At 62.0% G+C, this 22,769-nt stretch carries 22 protein-coding genes; 11 read left to right on the top strand and 11 right to left on the bottom strand.

The window, feature by feature from the left end; translation table 11 throughout:
- Positions 1 to 1,650: hypothetical protein (locus tag NDI87_RS02775; protein ID WP_296273280.1), on the top strand; the 1,650-nt coding region annotated here is incomplete at its 5' end.
- Positions 1,651 to 1,676: 26 nt separating this feature from the next.
- On the opposite strand, the gene alr is transcribed toward NDI87_RS02775, so the two are convergent.
- Positions 1,677 to 2,771: an alanine racemase gene (gene alr, locus NDI87_RS02780; RefSeq protein WP_296273281.1), complete on the bottom strand. Its 1,095-nt coding sequence runs from the start codon at positions 2,769 to 2,771 to the stop codon at positions 1,677 to 1,679.
- A gap of 124 nt (positions 2,772 to 2,895) precedes the next feature.
- Between alr and lplT the strand changes: the two genes are divergently transcribed.
- Positions 2,896 to 4,179 (top strand): lysophospholipid transporter LplT, encoded by a 1,284-nt coding sequence (gene lplT, locus NDI87_RS02785; protein WP_296273282.1) that lies wholly within the window; start codon positions 2,896 to 2,898, stop codon positions 4,177 to 4,179.
- 12 nt (positions 4,180 to 4,191) lie between these two features.
- Entirely contained in the window at positions 4,192 to 4,677 is a 486-nt protein-coding gene (locus NDI87_RS02790; protein WP_296273283.1) for a glutathione peroxidase, read from the top strand.
- A 12-nt stretch (positions 4,678 to 4,689) separates the two neighbouring features.
- On the opposite strand, the gene NDI87_RS02795 is transcribed toward NDI87_RS02790, so the two are convergent.
- Both NDI87_RS02795 and NDI87_RS02800 read right to left on the bottom strand, forming a co-directional pair.
- Positions 4,690 to 5,748, bottom strand: coding sequence for a 3-deoxy-7-phosphoheptulonate synthase (locus tag NDI87_RS02795; RefSeq protein ID WP_296273284.1), 1,059 nt, complete (start codon positions 5,746 to 5,748; stop codon positions 4,690 to 4,692).
- A gap of 97 nt (positions 5,749 to 5,845) precedes the next feature.
- Complete coding sequence (locus tag NDI87_RS02800) at positions 5,846 to 6,940, bottom strand: saccharopine dehydrogenase C-terminal domain-containing protein (RefSeq protein ID WP_296273285.1); 1,095 nt, start codon at positions 6,938 to 6,940, stop codon at positions 5,846 to 5,848.
- Positions 6,941 to 7,079: 139 nt separating this feature from the next.
- Between NDI87_RS02800 and NDI87_RS02805 the strand changes: the two genes are divergently transcribed.
- Positions 7,080 to 7,544 carry an Lrp/AsnC family transcriptional regulator gene (locus NDI87_RS02805; protein WP_296273286.1) on the top strand — a complete coding sequence of 155 codons (465 nt, stop codon included), beginning with the start codon at positions 7,080 to 7,082 and terminating at the stop codon, positions 7,542 to 7,544.
- 96 nt (positions 7,545 to 7,640) lie between these two features.
- Entirely contained in the window at positions 7,641 to 8,789 is a 1,149-nt protein-coding gene (locus NDI87_RS02810) for an FAD-binding oxidoreductase (RefSeq protein ID WP_296273287.1), read from the top strand.
- A 107-nt stretch (positions 8,790 to 8,896) separates the two neighbouring features.
- Here the strand turns inward: NDI87_RS02810 and NDI87_RS02815 are convergent, their stop codons facing one another.
- The 5 genes from NDI87_RS02815 to NDI87_RS02835 are packed head-to-tail and all read right to left on the bottom strand — an operon-like array spanning position 8,897 to position 12,829.
- Positions 8,897 to 9,652: an amino acid ABC transporter ATP-binding protein gene (locus NDI87_RS02815; protein WP_296273288.1), complete on the bottom strand. Its 756-nt coding sequence runs from the start codon at positions 9,650 to 9,652 to the stop codon at positions 8,897 to 8,899.
- Between the two features lie 18 nt (positions 9,653 to 9,670).
- Positions 9,671 to 10,327, bottom strand: coding sequence for an amino acid ABC transporter permease (locus NDI87_RS02820; RefSeq protein WP_296273289.1), 657 nt, complete (start codon positions 10,325 to 10,327; stop codon positions 9,671 to 9,673).
- Positions 10,328 to 10,353: 26 nt separating this feature from the next.
- Positions 10,354 to 11,202, bottom strand: coding sequence for a transporter substrate-binding domain-containing protein (locus NDI87_RS02825; RefSeq protein WP_296273290.1), 849 nt, complete (start codon positions 11,200 to 11,202; stop codon positions 10,354 to 10,356).
- Between the two features lie 54 nt (positions 11,203 to 11,256).
- Entirely contained in the window at positions 11,257 to 12,564 is a 1,308-nt protein-coding gene (locus NDI87_RS02830) for an FAD-dependent oxidoreductase (protein ID WP_296273291.1), read from the bottom strand.
- A complete protein-coding gene (locus NDI87_RS02835; RefSeq protein WP_296273292.1) occupies positions 12,551 to 12,829 on the bottom strand; it encodes a 2Fe-2S iron-sulfur cluster-binding protein in 279 nt (92 codons plus the stop codon). Before NDI87_RS02835 ends, NDI87_RS02830 begins: the two co-directional genes overlap by 14 nt.
- 153 nt (positions 12,830 to 12,982) lie before the next feature.
- Here NDI87_RS02835 and rocF point away from each other — a divergent pair, with 153 nt between their 5' ends.
- Positions 12,983 to 13,906, top strand: a complete 924-nt coding sequence (gene rocF / locus NDI87_RS02840; protein WP_296273293.1) for an arginase — start codon at positions 12,983 to 12,985, stop codon at positions 13,904 to 13,906.
- On the opposite strand, the gene NDI87_RS02845 is transcribed toward rocF, so the two are convergent.
- On the bottom strand, positions 13,900 to 14,961 hold the full coding sequence (locus tag NDI87_RS02845) for an ornithine cyclodeaminase (RefSeq protein ID WP_296273294.1): 1,062 nt from the start codon (positions 14,959 to 14,961) through the stop codon (positions 13,900 to 13,902). The genes rocF and NDI87_RS02845 overlap by 7 nt on opposite strands.
- Positions 14,962 to 15,096: 135 nt before the next feature.
- Here NDI87_RS02845 and NDI87_RS02850 point away from each other — a divergent pair, with 135 nt between their 5' ends.
- Complete coding sequence (locus NDI87_RS02850; RefSeq protein WP_296273295.1) at positions 15,097 to 15,516, top strand: Lrp/AsnC family transcriptional regulator; 420 nt, start codon at positions 15,097 to 15,099, stop codon at positions 15,514 to 15,516.
- Positions 15,517 to 15,671: 155 nt separating this feature from the next.
- On the top strand, positions 15,672 to 18,281 hold the full coding sequence (locus NDI87_RS02855; RefSeq protein ID WP_296273296.1) for an EAL domain-containing protein: 2,610 nt from the start codon (positions 15,672 to 15,674) through the stop codon (positions 18,279 to 18,281).
- Here NDI87_RS02855 and NDI87_RS02860 read toward each other — a convergent pair.
- Positions 18,269 to 18,961 carry a YggS family pyridoxal phosphate-dependent enzyme gene (locus tag NDI87_RS02860; RefSeq protein ID WP_296273297.1) on the bottom strand — a complete coding sequence of 231 codons (693 nt, stop codon included), beginning with the start codon at positions 18,959 to 18,961 and terminating at the stop codon, positions 18,269 to 18,271. The two genes, NDI87_RS02855 and NDI87_RS02860, sit on opposite strands and share 13 nt — an antisense overlap.
- Before the next feature lie 33 nt (positions 18,962 to 18,994).
- On the opposite strand from NDI87_RS02860, the gene NDI87_RS02865 reads away from it, so the two are divergent.
- From NDI87_RS02865 to NDI87_RS02875, 3 genes are read left to right on the top strand one after another with little or no spacing between them, the layout of a single operon-like run.
- Positions 18,995 to 20,038: a type IV pilus twitching motility protein PilT gene (locus NDI87_RS02865; protein WP_296273298.1), complete on the top strand. Its 1,044-nt coding sequence runs from the start codon at positions 18,995 to 18,997 to the stop codon at positions 20,036 to 20,038.
- Between the two features lie 4 nt (positions 20,039 to 20,042).
- Positions 20,043 to 21,179 carry a PilT/PilU family type 4a pilus ATPase gene (locus NDI87_RS02870; RefSeq protein ID WP_296273299.1) on the top strand — a complete coding sequence of 379 codons (1,137 nt, stop codon included), beginning with the start codon at positions 20,043 to 20,045 and terminating at the stop codon, positions 21,177 to 21,179.
- Positions 21,180 to 21,200: 21 nt separating this feature from the next.
- Positions 21,201 to 22,118: an NAD(P)-dependent oxidoreductase gene (locus tag NDI87_RS02875; protein WP_296273300.1), complete on the top strand. Its 918-nt coding sequence runs from the start codon at positions 21,201 to 21,203 to the stop codon at positions 22,116 to 22,118.
- A gap of 7 nt (positions 22,119 to 22,125) precedes the next feature.
- On the opposite strand, the gene NDI87_RS02880 is transcribed toward NDI87_RS02875, so the two are convergent.
- Positions 22,126 to 22,764, bottom strand: a complete 639-nt coding sequence (locus NDI87_RS02880; RefSeq protein WP_296273301.1) for a BON domain-containing protein — start codon at positions 22,762 to 22,764, stop codon at positions 22,126 to 22,128.
- Positions 22,765 to 22,769: the final 5 nt, after the last annotated feature.

Raw genomic sequence — 22,769 nt, forward strand, 5'->3', positions numbered from 1 at the left:
AAATTCATCGAAGGCTGGTCAAGCTTTCGGGTCAGCACGCTTGGGCTGTTGCAGATTGGCCGCAATGCGGGAACGCAGGTGATCCAGTTGTTTGGGCGCGGGGTGCGACTGGCCGGTGTGGGCGGGCAGCTCAAGCGCGCTGACCATATGCCACATCTGGGGCCACATCCAGCGGGCATTGCCCTGGCTGAAACGCTGTATGTGTTTGGCGTCAAGGCCGAATACATTCAGACCTGGCTCGACACCCTGAGCCGCGAGGGCATGCCGGCCCAAAGTGCCGTGTTGCCAGTCAGCCTGCGCGCTGACCTGGATGCCCTGGCGCTGCAGGTGCCCTTGCATGACGAGGCCCGGCTGGCGGAATTTGGCCAGCGCTGTGTTGCCTTTGTGGCGACGGAACATAGCGGTGTGCAGATCGATTTGTCCAGCCATTTGGTCATGCAGGACGGGGTGGGTGAAAAGCAGCCTTTGGACATGGCCGTGGCCGTGCAACAGCATGCGGCCAGCGACTTGTTGTGGCACTGTGTCAGCGCCGAGACGCTGTTTCAGCATGCCCAGCGCTGCAAGCGCCAGCAAGACATGCAACAGCTTTGGGTGACCCCCAGCAGCGGCTGGCATTGGCTGCAAGCCGTGCGGGTCAGTGTGCCCACGGTGTTGTTGCCGCTGACGACCGAGGTGCAACAGCGTTTGCGCCATGAGGTACTTGCCCAATGGGAGGCGGCGCTGGGCCGCTGCATGCGCCGCGCCCGACTGAAGTTCTTGACAGGGCAACCCAAGTCAGAGTTGATGTCCGGGGTTCATGCCAATTTTCCAATGCAAACGCTGCCCGATGGCACGACCCGAATGGGCTACCGCATTGAGGCCATGTTGGCCGAACCCATCATGAAGGCGGCATTGGATGCGCTGCAAAAAAGCCTGAAGAGTGCCAAACTCAAGCCCCATGGCTGGGAGCGCATCGTGGCTTTGTTGCGCGAAGAAGTGGGCGAAATCGACCTGCACGACACCCTCGATCATGTGCTCAGGGCGCTGGCCGAAGGCACCGACGTTGACGAGCTGTCATTGCCGCTGCCGCGGCTGCACATTCCCCAGCATTTATACACCCCGCTACTACTTGCCGCACCGGCTGCCGTGGTGGAAGCGGGGGCGCAATTGAGCTTGCTGGATGATCAACCGATCACCTTGCGCATATCGCCACCGCCGCTTGAAAACAGTGAGGCCCGTCTGGTATGGGATGTACGCCGTATCTGGGAACGTCTGCACACGCAAGCGCAGTGGACGGGCGTGGAGGTGGTGTTGCTGCGCAACCTGGCCGGCGTCGGGGTCGGCTTGTTTGCTGCCGAGGGTTTTTACCCGGACTTTTTGCTGTGGCTCAAACGCGGCAACAAACAGGCGCTGGCTTTTGTGGAGCCCAAGGGTTTGCGCCACCAATGGCCTACCGACAAATTTGATTTGCTGGAAAAAGTGGTGCCCGCCTGGAAATTTTCGGTGCCAGTCTGTGGCTTTGTGCTGAGCAGCAACAGCGAGCAAGAGCTGCAAACGCACCAGGTGGGGTTCACCTGGGCGACTGCGCCGTCGGTGTTGTTGCACCAGGATAGCGACGGGCTGTACGTTGAACGGTTGCTGGCCAGGCTGCTGGCCAGGTTGCCCGCCTGACCCCGCTCAATCCGGATGAGTAGGTCTCAATCCATCACCTGCACCGGCACCCGCTGCGCCAGCGCGCACATCAACTCGTAGCCCAGCGTGCCGGCCGCCTGCGCAACTTCGTCAATACCCAGCGCCACACCGTTGGCAGCGCGCCCCCACAGCGTTACCTCGCTGCCCATGCCGGCCTCGGGCACTGGCGTCAGATCCACCGCGATCATGTCCATGCTGACGCGCCCGATCAGCCGGCTGCGCACCCCCGCCACCAGCACCGGCGTGCCGGTCGGACACACACGCGGGTAACCGTCGGCATAACCACAGGCCACCACGCCAAGGCGCATCGGTGCTTCTGCCACAAACCTTGAGCCGTACCCGACGCTGGCGCCCTGGGGGATGTCCTGCACCGCGATGATTTTTGCCGCCAGGGTCATGGCCGGTTGCAGGCCCCATTCGGCGGCCAGGTGCTCGGGGTGATCAGGCGAGCTGCCATACAGGCTGATGCCGGGACGAATCCAGTCCGAAGCCGTCACAGCCTCGGTATGACGCAGGCTGGCGGCGCTGTTGCTCAACGAGCGCTCGCCAGGCAGGTCGCGCGTGACCTCATTGAAGCAGGCCATTTGCGCGGCAATGCCCTGGCCGCCATCGGCATCGCTGAAGTGCGTCATGAGCGATATCTCGTCGACCTGCGGCAAGGCGTTCAGCCGCGCCCAGGCACTGCGGTAACACGCCGGGGTAAAACCCAGCCGGTTCATGCCCGAGTTCATTTTCAAGAACACCCGATGCCCGACATGGGTCTTGCAGGCCGCCAGCATGTCAATTTGTTCGTCGCAATGCACCGTGTGCCATAAATCAAGGCGCGAGCACAGCTCGAGGTCGCGCGCCTCGAACACGCCTTCCAGCAACAAAATGGGGCCGCGCCAGCCCAGGTCGCGCACCCGTTGGGCTTCCGCCAGGTCGAGCAAGGCAAAGCCATCGGCGCTGCGCAGACCCTCAAACACGCGCTCAATGCCGTGGCCATAGGCATTGGCCTTGACCACCGCCCAGACTTTGGCGTCAGGGGCGGCCCGGCGGTTGCGGGCCAGGTTGTGCTGCAGCGCAGCGGTGTGGATGGTGGCGAGGATCGGGCGGGGCATAAAAGCTCTGGGGAAATTGCGTTAGGGTGATTTTGACATTGCGCCGGCGTGCTATAACCCGGTACCGTTTGGAGACACGTCACCCCTTAAAGCGCCGTCCCTGGGCGCTTACAAAAAATCATCGATGAAACGCGGCTTTTTTACCATCATGTCAGCGCAGTTTTTCAGCTCGCTGGCCGACAACGCCTTGTTTGTAGCCGCCGTGCAATTGCTGCGCACCAGCCACGCCCCGCAGTGGCAACAGGCCGCGCTGGTACCGATGTTTGCGCTGTTTTACGTGGTGTTGGCGCCTTTTGTGGGGGCGTTTGCCGACTCCATGCCCAAGGGCCGGGTCATGCTGATCAGCAACTTCATCAAGGTCGGGGGTTGTCTTTTCATGTTGTTTGGCACCCATCCGTTGCTGGCCTATGCCATCGTCGGCCTCGGGGCTGCGGCTTATTCACCGGCCAAGTACGGCATCCTGACCGAACTCCTGCCGGCCTCGCAACTGGTCAAGGCCAACGGCTGGATCGAGGGTCTGACGATTGGCTCGATCATTTTGGGCGTGCTGCTGGGCGGCCAGCTGGTGGGGCGCCATGTGTCGCGCCACTTGTTGGCCATTGACATCCCCGGCATTGACACCGGCATCAACAACCCGGCCGAGGCCGCCATTGCGGTGCTGATTTTTGTCTACCTGCTGGCCGCCTGGTTCAACACCCACATTCCACTCACCGGCGTGTTGATGCGCCCCATGCCCAAGCGGCTGCTGACCCTGCTGCCCGATTTCTGGACCTGCAACGCCCGTTTGTGGCGCGACAAGCTGGGGCAAATCTCGCTGGCGGCCACCACCCTGATCTGGGGCGTGGCGGGCAATCTGCGCTTTATTGTGCTGGCCTGGGCCGCCGCCGCTCTGGATTACTCGGTGACGCAGGCGTCGGCCTTGCAGGGGGTGGTGGCGATTGGCATGGCGGTCGGTGCGGTCGTGGCTTCCATGCGCATGCGCCTCGAAGACGGCCCGCGCGTGATCACCCTGGGCATTGTCATGGGCCTGCTGATCATCGGACTGATCTTCATCACCAATGTCTGGGTGGCGGCACCGTTTTTGATCCTGCTCGGTGCTTTGGGTGGCTTTTTGGTGGTGCCCATGAATGCCCTGCTGCAGCACCGCGGCCACAACCTGATGGGCGCCGGGCGCTCCATCGCCGTGCAAAACTTCAATGAACAAGCCTGCATCCTGGTGTTGGGCGCGCTCTACAGCCTGTCCACCGGGCTCGGTTTGCCGACCTTTGCGGCAATCACCGGCTTTGGCCTGGTGATTGCCGGCTTCATGTGGCTGATCCGGCGCTGGCATGCGCGCAACCTGGCGCACCACCATGAGGAAGTTGACCGCTTGCTGGCCATTGCCCGCGATGACAAGGCTCACGGCTGATTGAGGGAAATCATGACAACTGTTTATGACTTTGAAGCGCTGTCGATCGACGGCAAGCCGGTGGCATTGAAAAAGTTCAAAGGCAAGGCGCTGTTGATCGTCAACACCGCCAGTGCCTGCGGCTTTACGCCCCAGTTTGCCGGCCTGGAAAAGTTGCATGAGACTTATGGCCCGCACGGTCTGGTGGTGCTGGGTTTCCCATGCAACCAGTTTGGTGCGCAGGACGCTGGCAGCAATGGCGAAATTGCCGAATTTTGCCAGCTCAACTATGGTGTCACCTTCCCGATGATGGCCAAGATCGAGGTCAATGGTGCGCAGGTCCACCCGCTTTACCAATGGCTGGCGGCTGAGGCGCCCGGCCTGCTGGGCAGCAAATCGATCAAGTGGAACTTCACCAAGTTTCTGGTCGGCAAGGACGGTCGGGTGCGCAAGCGCTACGCGCCCACGGACACGCCAGAGAGTCTGACCAAAGACATTGAAGCTGCATTGGCAGCCTGAATAAATGAGGTCTTAGCGCACCACCGTGCGCAACCGCTGCGCCGCTTCGCGCAGCCCGGCGGCGGTCGCATCCCAGCCCAGGCAGGCATCGGTGATCGAGACGCCGTAGCGCAGGTCCTTGGGGTCGGCCAGCTTCTGGTTGCCCTCGAACAGATTCGATTCCAGCATCACGCCTTTGATGGACCGGCAGCCGTCCACGACCTGCCCCACCACATCTTTCAGCACCAAGCTTTGCAGCGCGTGGTTTTTGCGCGAATTGCCATGGCTGCAATCGACCACAATATTCACCGGCAATTTGGCGCGTGCCAGCTCGGCCTCGGCTTGCGCGATGGCCACCGAGTCGTAGTTGGGGACGCTGCCGCCGCGCAGGATCAGATGGCCATGGGCATTGCCGCGGGTCTGCGTCAGGGCCACCTGGCCTTCGCCATTGATCCCCAAGAAGGTGTGTGGCTGGGCGCTTGACAGCATGGCGTTGAGCGCCACGTCGAGGTTACCGTCGGTGCCGTTCTTGAAGCCCACCGGACTCGACAGGCCGCTGGCCATTTCGCGGTGGGTCTGACTCTCAGTGGTACGGGCACCAATCGCGCTCCAGGCAATCAGGTCGCCCAGGTACTGCGGCGTGATCGGGTCCAGCGCCTCGGTGCCACAGGGCAAGCCCATGTCGTTGAGGTCCACCAGCAACTGGCGCGCCAGATGCAAGCCCTCTTCGATGTGGAACGAGTCGTCCATGCGCGGGTCATTGATCAGCCCCTTCCAGCCGACCGTGGTGCGCGGTTTCTCAAAATAGACCCGCATCACGATCAGCAGTTGATCCTTCAGTTCATCGGCCAGCGCCTTGAGCCGTTGCGCGTAGTCCCGGGCCGCCACCAGGTCGTGAATCGAGCACGGCCCCACCACCACCAGCAAGCGCGGGTCACGCCCCTGCAAGATGTTGGCCACGGCGGTGCGGGCCGCGCTGACGGTCTGGGTGGCGAGGTCGCCAGCGGGCACGGCGTCGTGTAATGCGCTGGGCGGCAGCAAGGTTTGCTGCGACAGCACGTTCAGATTTTCAAAGGCGTTTGGAAAGGTCATGGTTTTATCAATCAAGGCAGGCTATCCGGCCCATTTTATGGGCGTGACTCGCTCCTCTTTTCAGAAATCAAAGCGCGCGCCTTGCGCCAGCAAACATCTAGCCAATCGACTCGACCTGGCGCGACTGCTCGTAGGCGCTGCCAAAGCGGTTGGCCAGCAGATCCGGCAACACCACCTGCTCCTGGCGGATGAAGCCCGACATCGGCAACCTGCCTTCGCGGAACAGATCCACCGCCGCGCAGATACCGGCGGCGGTGGTGATCTGGATCGCGCTCATGGGGTGTTCTTCGGAGCGGTCGGCAAAAATCTTGCGCGCAAACACTTCCTGCACAAACTGGCCGTCGCGCTCGCCACTGACTGTCACAAACACCAGCACCACGTCCTGCATGGTGAGCGGGATCGAGCGCCTGAAGATGGCCTTGAGCGTGGCCTGATCGTGCTGCATCCCCAATTCCTGCAGCAGCATTTTCATCAGATCGCGGTGACCGGGGTAACGCACGGTTTTGTAATCCAGCGTTTGCACCCGGCCCCTGAGGGTGTCGCACAGCGTGCCCAGGCCGCCCGAGGTATTGAAGGCCTCGTACTCGGTGCCGTCCAGCGAGAAATGCTCCATGCCCTCGAGCGGCAGCGCCTCGATCAGCTCGCCGTTGTGGATGGCTTCGCAGGGATGGCAGTACTCGTTGATGAGGCCGTCGACACTCCAGGTCAGGTTGTATTTGAGCGCGTTGGTCGGGAACGCGGGCAGCGCGCCGACACGCATCTTGACCTCGCGCAGGCTGCTGAATTTTTGGCTCAGGTGGTGCGCCACGATGCCGATAAAACCCGGCGCCAGACCGCACTGCGGCATGAAAGCCGTTTTGGCCCCGGACGCCAGTTGCATGATGCCGCGCGTCGCGGCCACGTCCTCGGTCAGGTCAAAGTAGTGACAGCCCGCCGCCTTGGCCTGGGTGGCCACGGTGAGCGCCAGGTGGTAAGGCAAGGCGTTGATGACCGCATCGAAACCTTGCAAACACTGCAACAACTCAGCCGCATTGGCGGTGTCCACCAGTTCGGTCTCCAGCTTGAGGTGGCTCAGGCTTTTCAGCGCCACCACGCTGCAGTCCACCACCTTGAGTTGGTAGTCGCCACTGCCTGAGAGCAGCCTGGCAATCACCTGGCCAATGTGGCCGGCACCCATTAAAACAACACGCATCCTGTGCTCCTTGAAGCCATTGTGAATGCGTTCAGTTTAAAGACAAGTATTGTCAGATGGATGGGTAAATTCGACGACAAATGGTCAGAAAATGTCAATCTGACGTTTAAATACTCATATTGACCAAATTAAACCCGCCATGCCCGCTCCGCTTACCCCGACTCCACCCGCCCTGCGCGATGCGCTGGACCGCGAACTGATCGCCCTGCTGCAAGCCAACGCGCGCGAATCCGCCGCCAATCTGGCGCGCAAACTCGGCACCGCGCGCACCACCGTGCTGGCCCGCTTGAACCGGCTGGAACGTGAGGGCGTCATTGCCGGCTACACCGTGCGGCTGGCGCAGGACGTGCTGAACCAGGGGCTGCAGGCGTTTGTCGGCCTGACGGTGCAAGCCAAAGCCGGGCGCGAGGTCGAGACCCGTCTGGCGCGCATGCCCGAGGTGCGCCAGTTGTGCGCGGTCAGTGGCGAGTTTGATTACGTGTTGTTGCTGCGCGCCGAATCTGCCGTGCGGCTCAACACCTTGCTCGACGACATGCGCAACCTGGATGGCGTGGTGAAAACCACCACCTCGGTGGCATTGGCCTGGAAGATTGAGCGCACCTGAGCCATAAGGCGCCAACCCGGCCCATGATTTGTTGCCCGCACCGCCAAAAAGGGGAAAACCAGCCGCCATAATGAGACAAGTTCTCATAGCCAAAACATGCCTGTCAGTCGACCTTTTCCCCATGTTGTTGTGATCGGCGCCGGTATTGTGGGCGCGGCCACCGCCTTTTATCTCAGCCGCGCCGGTGCCCAGGTGACCGTGCTGGACGCGCAAACGCCGTCAGCGGGCGCCACCGGTGCTTCGGACGGCGCGGTGTCGGTGGCCAGCAAACGCCCCGGCGTGATGATGCAACTGGCGCGCCAGGCGCGCGACCTCTATGCCCAGCTGGTGCGCGAAGAAGTTTTGACCGACTTGTTCCATACCCGCCCCACTTACCTGTTTGCCCGCTCCGAGCTGGAAGTGGCGGTGATTGCCGCCCAGCAGCGCGACCTCGACAACCAGGGCGAGGCCACACTGTGGCTCGACCGCGCCATGCTGATGCGGCGCGTGCCGGGTTTGGGCACCAGCGTATTGGCCGGGCTCAAGGTGCCCAAAGACGGCCATGCCATTGGCTACCAAGTGACGCACCGCTTGTTGTCCTGCGCCAACGTGGTGCCCATGCGCCACACCCCGGTGCTTGATCTGGTGCTGTCCAACGACCGCGTGATCGGCGTCGAGACCCCGACCGGGCAGATTCTGGCTGACGTGGTGGTGCTGGCAGCCGGCATCGATTCAATGGCTTTCCTGGGCCTGGACAAGGTGATGATCCCGCGCAAGGGGCAGTTGATCGTGACCGACCGCGCCGCGTTTGGCTATGCGGTGCTGCCCGGCCCGCTGATGTCGGCGAGTTACCTGGCGTCCAAACACACGCCTACCGTCCAGCAAAGTTCGGTGAGCCTGGTGATTGACCCGCTGCGCACCGGCCAGTTCTTGCTGGGCAGCAGCCGCGAGACCGGCATACTGGATCGACAGACCGACATCCGCACGGTGGCCACCATTTTGCGTGAGGCCATTGACGTCTATCCGCCGCTGGCGCGCCAACGCGTGATCCGCACCTTTGCCGGCATTCGCGCCACCACCGAAGACGGCCTGCCCATTGTCGGCCGGCATCCGGAACTCGACGGCCTGATCGTCGCTACCGCCATGCAGGGCGACGGCATTTGCCTGGGGCCCCTGGTGGGTGCCGCCGTGGCGCGCTGGGCGCTGGGACAGGACAGCGCGCAAGACTTTGCCGCCTTGTCACCCGCGCGTTTTCTGAAAGTCTGAAACCTTGCGGGTCAGACCACTCACGCAGCGACGTGCTCTGACCCCAACCAACTTGAAACCTTGCGGGTCAGACCACTCGCGCAGCGATGTGCTCTGACCCCAACTATTTAAGGTTTGTCGTGAAAGCGCGCCAAAAAGGCCTGGGTGGCAGCCTGCTGCGGGTGGTCGATCACGGCTTTGGCCGGTCCGCTTTCCACCACCACGCCGTCGCGCATAAACACCAGCACGTCGGCCACCTCGCGGGCAAAGGCAATCTCGTGGGTGACGATCACCATGGTCATGCCGTCTTTGGCCAGCGCCTGGATCACCGCCAGCACCTCACCCACCAGTTCGGGGTCGAGCGCCGAGGTGGCCTCGTCAAACAGCATCACCTGCGGCTGCATGGCCAGCGCGCGGGCAATCGCCACGCGCTGTTTCTGGCCGCCCGAGAGCTGCTGCGGATGCGCCTCGGCCTTGTCCGCCAGACCCACCTTGTCAAGCAGTTGCAACGCTTGTTCCCGCGCTTTTGCCTTGGGCGTGCGCAGCACGGTGACCATGCCCTCCATCACGTTTTGCAGCGCGGTCATGTGCGGGAACAGGTTGAAATGCTGGAACACCATGCCGGTGTTGGCGCGAAAGCGCGACAGCACGCGGTCGCCGGGCAGCTTGGTACTGGCGCCCTGGTAGCTGAATTCATGCTCACCCACCCGGATGCTGCCGGCGTCGGGCATGGTGAGCAGGTTGATGCAGCGCAACAGGGTGGATTTGCCAGAGCCAGACGGCCCCACCAGGGCCACCACCTGGCCCTTGTCCACGCGCATCGACACATCTCTTAATACAAGGTTGTCGCCAAACTGCTTGCGCAGGCCACGGATTTCAATCATGGATTTTCCCAGCAGAATTTAAGTATCGGCGCGCCGCTCCAGCCGCTTGATCAGGCTGGTGGCGGGCACCAGAACGGCCAGGTACATCAACGCAATCAGCGTGTAGGTTTCCAGCGGGCGGTAGGTTTCATGCACCACGGCCTGCGCCTGGTAGACCAGATCCGGCAGCGCCACGATGGAGACCAGCGAGGTGTTCTTGAGCTGCATGATCGACTGGTTCAGCAGCGGCGGCGTCATGCGCCGCAGCGCCTGCGGCAACACCACGCGGCGCATGATCTGAAACCGCGTCATGCCCAGGGCGCGCGCGGCCTCGGTCTGGCCGACCTCGATCGAAATGATGCCGCCGCGGATGATCTCGGAGTAAAACGCGCCGCCGTAGAGCGACAGCGCCAGCACCGCCGCCATGGCCGGCGACATCTCGATGCCCAGCAGCACCGGCAGCGCGTAGTAAAACCAGATGATCTGTACCAGCACCGGGGTGGATCGAAACAGCTCCACATAACCCTTCATGGGCCAGCGCACCACGCCCCAGCGCGACAACTGCCCCATGCCGGCGATCAGGCCAAACAGCAGTCCCAGGGCGATGCACATCACGGTGTAGCCCAGGGTGTAGAGCAAGCCGGTGGCAAACAGGCTGCGGTATTCCCACAAAAATTCAAAATTCCACTGGTACACAGGGTCTCCCGTCAATCAATCGCACTTCAAAACTTGACGATCACCGGGATATCTTCCGGCTTGATGCCCATCAGCTTGTCCAGATTCGACAGCACGATCGGATTCACCTTGTCGGCAGCGCGCAGCTCGGTGATCCACTTGTCCACGTAGATTTGCCAGGTTTTGTCCTGTTCTTTGCGCAGACCGGCATTGGTGGTGGTGCCCTTGATGGGCTCGGGCACGATCAAATGGCCCACATTGGGGTTTTTCTTGAGGATGCCGGCCGACACCGTGACCACCAGCGGCTGCACGTCGGCACGGCCGGTTTGCACCGCCATGGTGGCATCGTTGGATTTTTCAAAGCGCAGGATCTTGGCCTTGTCGTACATGGCCGTCACCAGGTTGTCGTAGGACGAGCCGACGTCCACGGCAATCGTCACCTCGGGCTTGTTCAGGTCATCCCAGGTCTTGGCCTGAAAGCCTTTTTTGGCAATCAGCGTGAACGCGTTCTGGTACAGCGGCACGGTGAAATCGATCACCTCGCGGCGTTGCGGCGTCGGATTGAGGCCAAAAAAGATGTCGAGCTTGTTGGTCTGCAAATCCAGCACTGAATTGCCCCAGGTGGTCTCGGTCACCACCAGCTTGACGTTGAGCCTGGCTGCCAGGTCTTTGGCCAGGTCGACCATGATGCCGCTCCACTCGCCGGTGGCCAGGTTTTTCTGGTAATTTGGCGGCGCACCGGCGACCGCGCCGACGCGCAGGGTTTTGCTGCTGTTGATGCGATCCCAGGTGGTTTGATCCGCGCTGGGTGCCTGGGCCAGCGCAGTGCCGGTTAAGCAGCTGGCCGCCAGAGCGGCCACACCCATTGTGAAATGGCGTCGTTGGTTCAGTGTCATCGTCTTCTCCTGGTGAGGGCAAATACATTGCCGGTTGCAAAAATAATCGACCGCTCATGCATCGGTGTAGGCCGCCAGCGCCGCCACGGACACCGGCCGCAACGGCCAGCGTGGCGTGCTGCCGTGCAGCGCACCGAGTTCAAACGGCACCCCTGTCTCGGCCGCAAATTCCTGGACCGTGCGGGCACAAAAGCGGCCCTGGCAAGTTCCCATGGCAAAACGTCCCACCACGCGCATTTCATGCGGCGAAGCCGCGCCCTGGAGTGCGGCCAAGCTGGCGGCGCGCAAGCCTTCACAACGGCAAACCACCGTTTCGGGCGTCATGCTTGGTGCGGGTGTGTGGTAGAGCGTGCGCAACGCCGCCTGCGTGCGCCGGGCGGCCTGCAACTGGCTGTCAAAATTCGCCATGCCATTGAGATGTCCCAAGGCCAGCGCAACCTGCTGGGCGGCGCGGCGGCCATCGCTGATGGCTGCATCGGCGCCCAACACTTCACGACAATCCCCAGCCCACAGCACCGGCAAGCCCGGCGCATCCTGGCGCGGCAAGCCGGTCTGGTTGGCATCCAGGCCATCGTGCAAAGCCAGATGCGCCACCTCATGCACCCGGGTTCGGCCATGGTGATCGACCACGGCCACGCGCAGACCGTGGGGCAGCGCTTCTATGGCGCTGACCCTGCAACCGGTGCGATAAGGCACGCCGGACTGCAACAGCTGCCAGGCATAACCCAGGGCTTCCGCCAGCTGCGGCCAACTGCGCATGCCGTTGAATGCCGCGCCAGGCTGCGCCAGCACGGCACGAAAAGGCTGGCCCCGCTCCAGCACAGCCAGCGGCGGATTGCCCGCAGCGGCCAATTGCGCCGCCAGGGCCAGCGGCAGGGGCCCGCTGCCCGCCACCAGGATCGGACCCCGGGGGACCTCACCGGTTTCCTTGAGCTGCACCTGCATGCCACCTGCCGTGGTCACACCCGGCAACTCCCAGCCGGGCACCGGCAACACCCGCTCAATGCCACCGACCGCCATCACCACCGCCTTGGGGCGCACGCTGCGCACGCGCCCCGCAACACGGTCATCAAGCAGATAGCGGCCATCCCTCTCCACGCCCAGAAAGACAGACTGGAATTGCAGGCTAAGCCGGTCGCCCACCTGTTGTACCTGGTCCAGCAAGCCCTGCCAGCGGCGTTGGTGGTGCGGGTTGCGCCTGATCTGGCTGGTACCCGCGCCCGCGTAGGCGCGATGGATGGCGCCGCCGAGCCGGTCACGCTGCTCGGCCAGCAGCACCGACAAGCCCATGCCGGCCAGCTCCACCGCAGCGGCGACCCCCGCCGGGCCGCCACCGACCACGAGCACGTCAGGCTGCCACACGATGCACCTCACGGGCCGGCAGCGCAGCCAGGGTGAGCTGTGCCCCGGCGCGGGCCGGCGTCAGACAGGCTTCTACCGGCGCCGCGCCATTGACCGACACCAGACAGGCCTGGCAGGCGCCAATGCCGCAAAAATAGCGGCCGCGCAATTGCCCCATGGCCGGCCCCAGATCAGCCACACCGGCACGCTGCAACGCGGCAGCAAAGCTCTCCCCCGGTCGGAACAGCACCGGGTAACCCAGCCAGAAAAAGGTCTCGTCCATCATGATGGTGGTCATTACATTTGAGCAAATCGAGTGACGTATTAAACCCGAAATCAATCCGGTCCAGAGCGGTAAAAGCCGGCGAACTGACTAAACTGCGCAAAGCATTTCCAGATCGCACAATAACGCGCTTCACATGCAGGAACCCAACACACCATGAACAGCAACATTTCCCTGATCGGCGCCCCCACCGACATTGGCGCCGGCAGCCGCGGCGCCAGCATGGGGCCGGAAGCCCTGCGTGTGGCCCACATTGCCACGGTGCTGGAAGGCCACGGCCTGCAGGTGCTTGACCGGGGCAATCTGAGCGGCCCGAGCAACCCGTGGTTGCCACCGGTGGACGGTTACCGCCACCTGGCCGAGGTTGCCGCCTGGAACCAGACCGTGCATGATGCGGTGTACGCCGAGCTCCAGCAAGGTCGGCTGCCCATTTTGCTGGGTGGCGACCATTGCCTGGGCCTGGGTTCGATCAGCGCGGTGGCGCGCCACTGCCGCGACAGCGGCAAAAAACTGCGCGTGTTGTGGCTTGACGCCCATGCCGACTTCAACACCGCCACGCTCACCCCGAGCGGCAATATCCACGGCATGCCGGTTGCCTGTTTGTGCGGTCACGGGCCGGAGGTGCTGACCCGGATCGGCGGTCAGGTGCCCGCCATCAATCCCAAGTGGGTGCGCCAGATCGGCATTCGCAGCGTCGATGAAGGCGAAAAGCGCCTGGTGCACGAAGCCGGGCTGGAAGTGTTTGACATGCGCTTCATCGACGAGATGGGCATGCGCGCCGCCATGGAGCTGGCGCTCGCGCTGGTCGACGCCAATACCCACTTGCATGTGAGCTTTGACGTCGACTTTCTCGACCCCGACATTGCGCCCGGCGTGGCCACCACGGTGCGCGGCGGCCCGACTTACCGCGAGGCGCAACTGTGCATGGAAATGATTGCCGACACCGGTCGGCTAGCGTCCCTGGACGTGATGGAACTCAACCCGGCGTTTGACGTGCGCAACCGCACCGCCGAAGTGGCGGTGGACCTGATCGAGTCGCTGTTCGGCAAGAGCACGCTGATGCGCAAGACGACTCATTGAGCAAGCAAGGCGCCGAACAGGTTTTTCGGGTCGGCCATTTCAGGAATCAGGGCGATGGGCTCACCCAGCCCCAAGGCGCTCGCCGTCGCCAGCATGTAACGCAGCGCCGAGTAGTCTTCCAGCGCAAACCCGACCGAATCGAACACCGTGACTTCCCCGGCATGTTGGCGCCCCGGGCGCTGACCGGCCAGCACCTGCCACAACTCGGTCACGGCAAAGTCGCGCGGCATTTGCTGAATGTCGCCCTCAGTGCGGGTTTGCGGCGTGAATTCCACAAACACGCTGCCCCGCTGCAGGATGTCGGCGTGCAGCTCGGTCTTGCCCGGGCAGTCGCCGCCGACGCCGTTGATGTGCACGCCCGGCTCGACCATGTCAGGCGTCAGGATAGTGGCGTTGGTCTTGTCGGCGGTCAGGGTGGAGACGATGTCCGCGCCCTTGACGGCCTCGGCGGTGCTGGCACACACGGTGATGTTCAAACCCGAGTCCTTCAGGTTGGCCACCAGCTTGGCGGTGGCCGCCGGGTCGACGTCAAACAGGCGCAGCGACTCAATGCCCAACAAGTGCTGGAAGGCCAGCGCCTGGAATTCGCTTTGGGCACCGTTGCCGATCAAGGCCAGCACGCGGCTGTCCGGGCGCGCCAGGGCCTGTGCCGCCAGCGCCGAAGTGGCGGCGGTGCGCAAGGCCGTGGTCAGCGTCAGCTCGCTGAGCAGCAGCGGGATGCCGGTGGCCACGTCGGCCAGCACGCCAAACGCCATCACGGTAGACAGGCCAATGCGGGTGTTTTTGGGGTGGCCATTGACGTACTTGAAACTGTAGAGCCGGTCGTCGGCAATCGGCATCAGCTCGATCACACCGTCTTCTGAATGGTTGGCGACGCGGGCCGATTTGTCAAAATCGGGCCAGCGCAAAAAATCGGCACGGATGTTCTCGGCAATGCCGGCGATACAGGCGCTCACGCCCTGTATGCGGATCAGCCGGACCATCTCGGGCGCACTCAAGTAAAGGGTGGCAACGCTCGGCCTGGTGGCGCTGGTAAAAGTGGTGTTTGCAGTCATGATCATTGGCTCAGTCAGAGGGTTTTTTCGGTCAAGACAAGTGTGATGCAAGCTGGCGATAAATCAAATCGGCAAAAGTGTGCTGTTTTGCGCCAAAATTGGCGTTTTGATAATTTCAATTAGCTTTTTGACACCATGGATGAACTTGACCAAAACCTGATCGGCCTGCTGCGGCAGAACGCCCGCATGAACGTGGCCGACCTGGCCTACAAGCTCAAGGTGTCGCGCGGCACCGTGACCAACCGCATCCGCAAGCTCGAAGACAGTCAGGTCATTCTGGGCTTCACCGTGAAATTGCGGCCCGAATCGGAGCCTGACCGGATCCGGGCCTGGATGGAGGTGCTGGTCGAAGGCAACCAGACCCGGCTGGTGATTGCCAGCTTGCTGGGCGAGCCCGGCGTGGCAGCCCTGCACGACACCAATGGCCGCTGGGACCTGCTGGCCGAACTTGAGGCGACCTCGATGGCCGAGCTGTCGCAGATTCTGGAGCGCATCCGCCTGATCAAGGGCATCCGCAGCACCGAGACCAACATCCACCTGGCGACCTACCGCTAGCATCCATCGACACGTCAATCCATGCGGCACGGGTCCACGCTGTCAACTAGCCAGGGAACGGTTTGGAGCCTGCAACCCGCATAATTCACGATTGATTTACATTTGCTTACACAGCAGACCGTGGATACCTATTGAACATTCACTTTCATAAAACCATGTTGCCGCCCTGGATGGCCCGGCGCCAACGCTGGCGCCTGATCGCTCAATGGGGGTTGCTGTTGGCCGTGCTTTTGCCTGATTCCTGGGCTCAGGCTGCCAACCCGCCAGCGCGCACGGTGCGGGTCGGCGTCTATGAAAACGCCCCCAAATTGCTGCTGGGCGAAGCGGGGCAGCCCAGCGGCATTCTGGGCGACGTGTTGATGGCCATGGCCGCACAGGAGCACTGGAACGTGGTGGCGGTGCCCTGTGAATGGCAGGCCTGTCTGGAAGCGCTGGCCAGAGCAGAGATCGACCTGATGCCCGATGTCGCCTACACCGACCAGCGGGCACAGCTTTTTGATTTTCATCAAGTGCCGGCTCTGTTGAGCTGGTCGCAACTTTACAAACTCAAGGGCACCCCCATCCAGGCCATCACAGATTTGCACGGCAAGCGCATCGCGGTCGTGGCCGGCTCGATCCAGGCATCGTCATTGAAAAACATGCTCGACAGTTTTGCGGTGACTGCCACGCTGGTTCAAGTGGTTTCTTTCGAAGAGGGATTTGAACAGGTGCAGCAGCGCAACGTTGATGCCGTCGCGGCCAACCGTTTTTTTGGTGATATGCAGGCGCCCCGCTTTAACGTCGAATCGACCGCCGTGGTGTTTCAACCGGCACAACTGTATTACGCCACCGCCAAGGATAAAAATGGGGCGCTGCTGGCCGCCATTGACCGCCATTTAAAGGCTTGGCAAGCGCAGTCCGACTCACCCTATGCGGCCGCTTTGCAGCGCTGGATGCAAAGCGCCCCCGCTTTTGAGATACCGGCTTACCTGTGGTGGGTGCTGTCAGGTTTATTCTCCGCCCTGTTGCTGGCACTCGCCCTGAATGCCTGGCTGCGCCAGCAGGTGGTGCAAAAAACAGCCCGTATCCGTGCCGATGAAGAACGGCTCAACACCATTCTCAACAGCGTGGATGCCTTCATCTACATCAAGGATCTGGAACTGCGTTACCAGTATGCCAACAGCCGGGTCGCGCAGCTGTTTGGCCGCAGCGCCGAACAGGTGATCGGGCAAACGGACAGTGCATTTTTCGATGCGGCCACGGTGGCCAAGTTGCGCGCCCATGATTTACGCGTGATTGAACACGGTGAGCGCGTCGAAGAGGAAGAAATCAACCGCAGCATTGATGGCCAGGTGACGCAGAGCTTTTTGTCAGTCAAGCTGCCCCTGCGCGACAGTGAGGGCCACATTTATGCCTTATGCGGCATCTCGACCGACATGACCCGGCGCGTGCAGGCCGAAGAAGCCATCCATCAACTGGCGTTTTACGACTCCCTGACTGGTCTGCCCAACCGGCGCCTGTTGCAGGACCGGGTACAACAGCTGCTGAGCTCGCTGTCACGCATGCCCCAAAGCGCCGCTCTGATGTTTCTCGACGTGGACAATTTCAAGGACATCAACGACACCCTGGGCCATGATGTCGGTGACGAGTTGCTGCACCAGATTGCCGAACGCATGCGCGAATGCGTCAGGGCCCAGGACACCCTGGCGCGCCAGGGTGGCGATGAGTTCGTGGTGATGCTGGTCAACCTCAGCACCCAGCCGGGGGAAGCGGCACGGCAGGCACAACAGGTGGCGCAAAAACTTCTGCACCGACTCAGCCAAACGTACCAGTTGGGCACGCACAGCTGCCAAACCAGCGTCAGCATCGGGGTCACCCTGATTGAGGGACCGAACGAAACGCGTGAAGAGCTTTTAAAACAGGCCGACATGGCCATGTACCAAGCCAAGGCCGCCGGACGCAATACCCTGCGCTTTTTCAACCCCGAAATGCAGGCCCTGGTGGTGGCCCGCACCACGCTCGAGGCCGACCTGCGCTGGGCCCTGGCGCATGATGAATTTGTCCTGTATTACCAGCCACAGGTGAATGACCAGGGGCAAACACTTGGCTTTGAGGCGCTGCTGCGCTGGCAGCACCCGATGCGCGGCTTGATCCTGCCCGCTGAATTCATCGCAGTAGCGGAATCTTCCGGCCTGATCGTGGCGTTGGGGGACTGGGTGCTGCGCAACGCCTGTCTTCAGTTGCAGGCATTTTCACAGCAGGCGTCGCAGCGCCATTGGACCGTTGCAGTCAATGTCGGCGCGGCGCAATTCCGGCAGACCGATTTTGTCACCCGGGTACAAACGACACTGCAGCAAACCGGCGCTAATCCGGCACGGCTGGAACTGGAACTGACAGAGAGCCAACTGGTCGACGATATGCCCGACGTGATGGCCAAGATGGATGCGCTGCGAGATGTTGGCGTGCGCTTGTCGCTGGACGACTTTGGCACCGGCTACTCGTCACTGGCCATTCTCAAGAGGCTACCACTTGACCAGCTCAAAATTGACCAGGGGTTCGTCCACAACATGCTCGACGACCCACAAAACGCCAGCATCATCCGCGCCATCGTCACGCTCGGCGACAGCCTGGGGCTGGCGGTGATTGCCGAGGGCGTGGAGCGCGCGGTGCAACGCGATGCCTTGCTGGCGCTGGGCTGCCGCCATTTCCAGGGCTATCTGTTTGGCCAGCCGACACCGGGTCCCGCGGCCGCCGCATACGCCATGGACAGCGCTCAGGCCGGGTAGTGCCGCGCGCCAAAGATGGCCGAGCCGACCCGAACCAGGGTACTGCCAGAGGCGATGGCGGCCTCCAGATCAGCACTCATCCCCATCGACAGGGTATCCAGCTTGAGTCCTTGCACATTCAATTCGTGCAACAAAACACTGGCTCTTTTGAATACCTGACACGCCGCCGCAAAATCTGGCGCAGGTTCCGGAATACACATCAAACCGCGCAGACGCAAGCGCGGCAGGCCGGCCACGGCCTGGGCCAGCGCCAGGGCGTCTTCAGGCGCCACACCCGACTTGGTGGGACCGCCATCGACATTGACCTGGATGCACACTTGCAAAGGCGGCAAGCCAGCGGGGCGTTGTTCGCTCAGGCGCTGGGCAATTTTGAGACGGTCCACCGTGTGCACCCAGTCAAAGTGCTCGGCCACCAGCCGGGTCTTGTTGCTCTGGACCGGGCCAATGCAGTGCCACACCAGCGGCAGCTGCCGCAAGACGATGATTTTTTCCACCGCTTCCTGGATGTAGTTTTCGCCAAACGCGGTCTGACCGGCCTCGAAGGCGGCTTGCACCGAATCAGCGCCAAAAGTTTTGGAAACTGCCAGCAGCGTCACGGCTTCGGGAAACCGGCCAGCCGCCTGGCAGGCGGCGTGGATACGCGCACGCACAGCGCTGAGTTGTGTTGAAATCTTGGTCATAATTGTCAAGCGTAACAAACAAAAGGGACCCCTGTGGACATTACCCAATTGCTGGCCTTCAGCGTCAAGAACAAAGCGTCAGATTTGCATTTGTCCGCCGGGCTACCGCCCATGATCCGGGTCCACGGCGATGTGCGGCGCATCAACGTCGAACCGCTGGAGCACAAGCAGGTGCACGCCATGGTGTATGACATCATGAACGATGCACAACGCAAACGGTATGAAGAGTTTCTGGAAATTGACTTTTCGTTTGAAATCGAAGGCCTGGCGCGTTTTCGGGTCAACGCCTTCAACCAGAACCGGGGTGCCGGCGCGGTGTTCCGGACCATTCCCAGCAAAATCCTGACGCTCGAGCAACTCAACTGCCCGAAAATTTTTGCCGAGCTGGCGCTCAAGCCGCGCGGCATGGTGCTGGTGACCGGCCCCACCGGCTCTGGCAAGTCCACCACCCTGGCGGCCATGGTGAACTACCTCAATGAAACCGAGTTTGGCCACATCCTGACGGTGGAAGACCCGATTGAATTCGTCCACGACTCCAAGAAATGCCTGATCAACCAGCGTGAGGTCGGGCCGCACACGCAAAGCTTTGCCGCCGCCCTCAAGTCGGCGCTGCGCGAAGACCCGGACGCCATTCTGGTGGGCGAAATGCGCGACCTGGAAACCATCCGCCTGGCCATGACCGCAGCCGAAACCGGCCACCTGGTTTTTGGCACCCTGCACACTTCCAGCGCCGCCAAAACCATTGACCGGATCATTGACGTGTTCCCCGCTGCAGAAAAGGAAATGATCCGCGCCATGCTCAGCGAATCGCTGCAAGCGGTGATCTCGCAAACCCTGTGCAAGACCAAGGACGGCCAGGGCCGGGTGGCGGCGCACGAGATCATGCTGGGCACCAGCGCCATCCGCAACCTGATCCGCGAGGCCAAGGTGGCGCAGATGTATTCCAGCATCCAGACCGGCAACAACGTGGGCATGCAAACCCTCGACCAGAACCTGACCGACCTGGTGCGGCGCAACATCATCAGCCCGGCCGAGGCCCGCACCAAGGCCAAAATTCCCGAAAACTTCCCAGGGTGACCTCATGGAACGCGATCAAGCCACTTCTTTCATTACCGACCTGCTCAAGCTGATGACCAGCCGCGGCGGCAGCGACCTGTTCATCACCGCCGAGTTCCCGCCCGCCATCAAGGTCGACGGCAAGGTCACCAAGGTCTCGCCACAACCCCTCAACGAGGGCCACACGCTGGCGCTGGCGCGCTCCATCATGAACGACAAACAGGTGGCCGAATTCGAGCGCACCAAGGAATGCAACTTTGCCATTGCGCCGCCGGGTCTGGGCCGTTTCCGGGTCAATGCCTTCATGCAGCAGAGCAAGGTGGGCCTGGTGCTGCGCACCATTCCCATGACCCTGCCCAGCATTGACAGCCTTAACCTGCCACCCATCCTGAAAGATGTGGTCAATACCAAGCGCGGGCTGTGCATCCTGGTCGGCGCCACCGGCTCGGGCAAATCGACCACGCTGGCGGCCATGGTGGACTGGCGCAACCAATCCACCTTTGGCCACATCATCACCATCGAGGACCCCATCGAGTTTGTCCACCCGCACAAAAACTGCGTGGTGACGCAGCGCGAGGTCGGCATTGACACCGACAGCTGGGAGGCGGCGCTGAAAAACACCTTGCGCCAGGCCCCCGATGTGATCCTGATGGGTGAAATCCGCGACCGCGAGACCATGGAGCATGCCGTGGCCTTTGCCGAAACCGGCCACCTGTGCCTGGCCACGCTGCACGCCAACAGCGCCAACCAGGCGCTCGACCGGATCATCAACTTTTTCCCCGAAGAGCGGCGCACCCAACTGCTGATGGACTTGTCGCTCAACCTCAAGGCACTGGTATCGCAGCGCCTGTTGCCCAAGCAGGACAGCAAGGGACGTCTGGCCGTGGTCGAGATCCTGCTCAATTCCCCGCTGATATCCGACCTGATCTTCAAGGGCGAAGTCGCCGAAATCAAGGAAATCATGAAGAAAAGCCGCAACATCGGCATGCAAACCTTTGACCAGGCACTGTTCGATGCCTACGAGGCTAACCAGATCACTTATGAAGACGCGCTGCGCAACGCCGACTCGATGAACGATTTGCGACTGCAAATCAAACTCAACAGCCAGCGAGGCAAGACGCAGGACCTGAGCGCCGGCACCGAAAATTTCAGCATTGTCTAAGAAACCACCATCGGAACCCTCATGACCACCAGAAACTACGACCCCACCCCCGCCCGTCACGTTGCCTTTCTGGGCCTGGGCGTCATGGGCTACCCCATGGCTGGCCACCTGGCGCGTGCCGGCCACCAGGTCACCGTTTTCAACCGCACCGCGGCCAGGGCAGTCGATTGGTGCGCCGAGTATGCCGCTGCCAGCGCCCAGGCGGGAGATTTGAAGCATGCGCCCGCACCGCGCCAGGCGGTGCAGGATGCCGACCTGGTGTTCTGCTGTGTCGGCAATGATGACGATTTGCGCAGCGTGGTGCTCGGTCCCGATGGTGCCTTTGCCGGCATGAAAGCGGGTGCCGTGCTGGTGGACCACACCACCGCGTCAGCCAATGTCGCGCGCGAACTCCATGCCGTGGCCAAAACCAGGGGACTGCATTTTGTCGATGCGCCAGTCTCGGGCGGTCAGGCCGGCGCCCAGAACGGCGCCCTCACGGTCATGTGCGGTGGTGACCAGGCCGCTTTCGAGGCCGCGCAACCGGTGGCCATGGCGTTTTCCAGGGCCGTCACTTACCTGGGGGCCAGCGGTGCCGGGCAACTGGCCAAGATGGTCAACCAGATTTGCATTGCCGGCCTGGTCCAGGGTCTGGCCGAGGCCATTGCTTTTGGCGAAAAGGCCGGGCTCGACATGAGCCAGGTGCTCGACGTGATTGGCAAGGGCGCGGCGCAAAGCTGGCAACTCGACAACCGGGGCAAAACCATGGTGGCCGACAAATTCGACTTTGGTTTTGCCGTGGACTGGATGCGCAAAGACCTCGGGCTGGTGCTCGACGAGGCCAAACACAACGGGGCACGCCTGCCGGTCACCGCCCTGGTGGATCAGTTTTATGGTGATGTGCAGCAGATGGGCGGACGGCGCTGGGACACCTCCAGCCTGATCAAGCGCTTGCGCTGAAACCGCCTTATTTCTTGGCCTCGTTGGCTGCCGGCTTGGGCAACAGGTTGCGCAGTTCGTCTTCGCTGATGATCTCAAAGACACGCACCACCTTTTGCACGCCGGGCGTGCTGCGGGCAATTTCGGTGGCGCGATCAGCCTCGCGTTGCGTGACGCGGCCCATCAGGTAGGTGGTGCCACGCTCGGTGACCACCTTGTAAGCATTGGTAAAAATGTCTCTGGCATCCACCATGGCGGCTTTGACACGCCCTGTGACCAGGGTGTCTGCAGACCGCTGCACCAGGGTCGTATTGCCCAGCACAGCCAGTTCATTGACCACCGCTTGCACGTTGTCCACGCGCGTCACGATCTGCTCCACCAATTGTTTGTCTTGCAGGCTCGGGACTTCGCCGGTCAGCAGGACACGGCGGTTATAGCTGTTGATGTTGACATGCGTGCGACTGCCCAGGTTGTCACGAATGCGGCTGGCAGCACGCAATTCAATGGTCTCGTCTTCAAGTTGGGCACCCGAGGTACGCCGATCCGTGGCGACCAGCGAGCCCATGACCGCACCGCCGATGACGATAGGAGCGCAAGCACTCAAAGTGGCACCGAGACTGGCACCGACGAGGCACATGGAGAGAAGTTTCTGACTGACAAATTTCATGGGAG

Source organism: Rhodoferax sp. (assembly GCF_023701345.1).
In the GTDB taxonomy this organism is placed as follows: Bacteria; Pseudomonadota; Gammaproteobacteria; order Burkholderiales; family Burkholderiaceae_C; genus Rhodoferax.

Coding starts and splice junctions, on each gene's coding strand:
- alr (WP_296273281.1), bottom strand. CDS start 2,771: ATGCCCCGCCCGATCCTCGCCACCATCCACACCGCTGCGCTGCAGCAC.
- NDI87_RS02845 (WP_296273294.1), bottom strand. CDS start 14,961: ATGACTGCAAACACCACTTTTACCAGCGCCACCAGGCCGAGCGTTGCC.
- NDI87_RS02795 (WP_296273284.1), bottom strand. CDS start 5,748: ATGACCTTTCCAAACGCCTTTGAAAATCTGAACGTGCTGTCGCAGCAA.
- NDI87_RS02810 (WP_296273287.1), top strand. CDS start 7,641: ATGCCTGTCAGTCGACCTTTTCCCCATGTTGTTGTGATCGGCGCCGGT.
- NDI87_RS02825 (WP_296273290.1), bottom strand. CDS start 11,202: ATGACACTGAACCAACGACGCCATTTCACAATGGGTGTGGCCGCTCTG.
- NDI87_RS02835 (WP_296273292.1), bottom strand. CDS start 12,829: ATGATGGACGAGACCTTTTTCTGGCTGGGTTACCCGGTGCTGTTCCGA.
- NDI87_RS02815 (WP_296273288.1), bottom strand. CDS start 9,652: ATGATTGAAATCCGTGGCCTGCGCAAGCAGTTTGGCGACAACCTTGTA.
- NDI87_RS02855 (WP_296273296.1), top strand. CDS start 15,672: ATGTTGCCGCCCTGGATGGCCCGGCGCCAACGCTGGCGCCTGATCGCT.
- NDI87_RS02880 (WP_296273301.1), bottom strand. CDS start 22,764: ATGAAATTTGTCAGTCAGAAACTTCTCTCCATGTGCCTCGTCGGTGCC.
- NDI87_RS02860 (WP_296273297.1), bottom strand. CDS start 18,961: ATGACCAAGATTTCAACACAACTCAGCGCTGTGCGTGCGCGTATCCAC.
- NDI87_RS02850 (WP_296273295.1), top strand. CDS start 15,097: ATGGATGAACTTGACCAAAACCTGATCGGCCTGCTGCGGCAGAACGCC.
- rocF (WP_296273293.1), top strand. CDS start 12,983: ATGAACAGCAACATTTCCCTGATCGGCGCCCCCACCGACATTGGCGCC.
- NDI87_RS02805 (WP_296273286.1), top strand. CDS start 7,080: ATGCCCGCTCCGCTTACCCCGACTCCACCCGCCCTGCGCGATGCGCTG.
- NDI87_RS02790 (WP_296273283.1), top strand. CDS start 4,192: ATGACAACTGTTTATGACTTTGAAGCGCTGTCGATCGACGGCAAGCCG.
- lplT (WP_296273282.1), top strand. CDS start 2,896: ATGAAACGCGGCTTTTTTACCATCATGTCAGCGCAGTTTTTCAGCTCG.
- NDI87_RS02800 (WP_296273285.1), bottom strand. CDS start 6,940: ATGCGTGTTGTTTTAATGGGTGCCGGCCACATTGGCCAGGTGATTGCC.
- NDI87_RS02870 (WP_296273299.1), top strand. CDS start 20,043: ATGGAACGCGATCAAGCCACTTCTTTCATTACCGACCTGCTCAAGCTG.
- NDI87_RS02875 (WP_296273300.1), top strand. CDS start 21,201: ATGACCACCAGAAACTACGACCCCACCCCCGCCCGTCACGTTGCCTTT.